Genomic DNA, 2,425 nt, shown 5'->3' with positions numbered 1-2,425 from the left:
TGGGCATGTCCTATCTTGTATGCAGAGAGACGTATCAGGAAAATAAGAAGTGCATACAGGACTGCATACAGAGAAAACTTGAACCCCTCGTTATGATAGCAAAAGCGGTCTTAGAATCACCTAACTGTAGTAGCGAAGCTGTCATGAGCTGTAGCCTTGCTTGCGCAGCCTATGACGTAATGTGCAGAGAACTAGGTAGTTTTGCTAATGATAAACCTACTCCTGACAGTGCAGTTAGAGATTCAATCTTCATCTATTCAAACCTGTTGGAATGCTTATCTTGCCTACATTTAATGCGCGGTTGGCACGTGGAAATAGGAAATATGGAAGGAGACCCCAAAAATTCTGATACAATTTGTCATGTCGAAGAAAGGATTGTGCTCTCTCTACAGCAGTGCGTAACAGACTTGAAAAACCAACACAACGGCTATAGCGATACCTTTACAAGTGCGTGTTTGTTAGGAATTACGGACCATGCCCATTACGCACAGCAATGCTTGCAATCTCTTAATACCGATAGCATGGTTAACCCAGGCGAGTCACATATATTGGTGGCAGCATGTAGAAATGCATTACAAGATATTGTCGATCGGTGTGACAAATGCGTTAGGGAACGCTCTATTGAATATATTGGACAATCCGAACACACACCTGGCAGCGGCGTTGCTACTTTGTTGACTCACATTCTAACAAGTCGCAGCGCAGTATTGTTAAAAGCAGGTGGCGGGGCATTATTCCCACCAGGTCACTGACAATAACCACATAAATGTATATTTAAGAGTCTTCATACAGCCTTGCGCTTGGGCGGCAAAGCGCCGCCCTTGCAACAAGCGCAAAAATACACAATGAGAAAAACTCAACTAGCACTTGGAAAAAGTAAGACGATACCGATCACCTTCAACACGGACACAGAAAGTAAATATCAAAGCTATCACACATGATAGAAATATTATGTATAGCGCTGCCATTATGTCTTGACCAGTGACGTGGGAAAACCACAAACACAACGCTGGCGACAGAGCACCCGTCAAATATCCACAACTATATGCAAATGAAAAACAAGTCTGCCTAGCACCCACCGGAAAAATTAGCGCTATAAACGACCCATACCAACCAATATACAAGCCCAACAGCAAGAAGTATAGCACACGTGCCATCATGTAGCCTTTGCCGATAAAATAAACTGTTGGATAAGTCGTTACGGCTATTAAAAGCAGGATCAAGATAAAACAAGTTTTTCTTTTAGCAAAGTCTGATACCGCTAAACTGCTACAAGCCACCAAGGCCAAAGCTAGCATAGAAATTTCATACTCTAGAAACATGGACTTGTGTCCCATATCCATATATACAACAGCAATGTAGAAAAAACCTGATGAAAGAGCTGCCATAGAAGTTATGAGCAAAACAGAGCATATATTACAGTACAAAGACTTTAAGATATTCTCCCGTTGCCCACTGGCCTTGTATTCTACGTACTCAACACTCTCATGGAGGAGCTTACGCAAGTACGGTAACGGCAAACTTACAAGCACAGCAGCAAAAAATGGTATTCTCCACCCCCAGTCATTCATCTGATCTGAAGATAACGTAACCTCACATATCTGCACAACAAGCACACCCAAAATCATGCCCACTGTCATGGAGAAAACACGTGCAACCCAAATAGCATGCACTTTCCTGCCGCCTACGCTTTCAGCCATTAGGACCACTCCCCCTACCTCTGCGCCATAAGCTAAACCCTGAACCACTCTGAGAAGAGCCAAAAATAATATAGATAAAACACCCCAAACCTTTGGCGTAGGGAGTGATGCCATTCCTAAAACAGAAGTCACCAGCAAGCCGGTAGAGAGCGTTAGCGCTACTTTGCGGCCTTTTTTATCGCCCACATATCCGAAAAACACAGCTCCTAAGGGTCTTGAAATAAACGCAGCAGCAAAGACTAAAAAACCTATCAACGTAGCTAGATACGTGCTATCAGTACCGGAAAAAAGCTCACCCTGTACAAAAAACACCTTATTCAAGGTGCTACTCATTATACCGTATACAATAAAATCATAGTGTTCTATTGCATTGCATAGAAGGGTAGATAGCACAACCCCATTAAGGCAAAAGACCCTCTTACATGTCTTGATAAACACCTTACCCTCTACGATAGTGTGAGTTCGGCTAAGGGTAACACACTGCCACAGGCATTACAAGTGCCGAAAAAAGCATATATGCCAAATAATCTACACGAATCGATGGACATAAGCTGAAATGAATATCTAACAACTTCAGTGACTACTCCGGGTTATTACAATGCACCCTTAACAAGTACAATGGCCGCTGCTAGATATCTTGTCTTCTGGCGTAGTTAGCGAATTCTTCACTCAAATACTTAGAAACAGAGAAAGGGGTCATTCTTATAAATGAAGCGCTTTATGGA

General features: G+C 42.6%; 2 protein-coding genes. One reads left to right on the top strand and one right to left on the bottom strand.

Annotation, left to right across the window (positions count from 1 at the left end):
• Nucleotides 1-752 (top strand): hypothetical protein (locus KPX09_RS05025; protein WP_249549271.1); only part of this gene is annotated, 752 nt, incomplete at its 5' end.
• 108 nt (nt 753-860) lie between these two features.
• Here the strand turns inward: KPX09_RS05025 and KPX09_RS05020 are convergent.
• Entirely contained in the window at nt 861-2,138 is a 1,278-nt protein-coding gene (locus tag KPX09_RS05020; RefSeq protein ID WP_249549270.1) for an MFS transporter, read from the bottom strand.
• Nucleotides 2,139-2,425: the final 287 nt, after the last annotated feature.

It is taken from the genome of Anaplasma phagocytophilum (assembly GCF_023476575.1).
Classification (GTDB): domain Bacteria; phylum Pseudomonadota; class Alphaproteobacteria; order Rickettsiales; family Anaplasmataceae; genus Anaplasma; species Anaplasma phagocytophilum_A.
The sequence above is the reverse complement of the archived record's forward strand: the minus strand, read 5'-3'. Positions and strand labels throughout refer to the sequence as shown.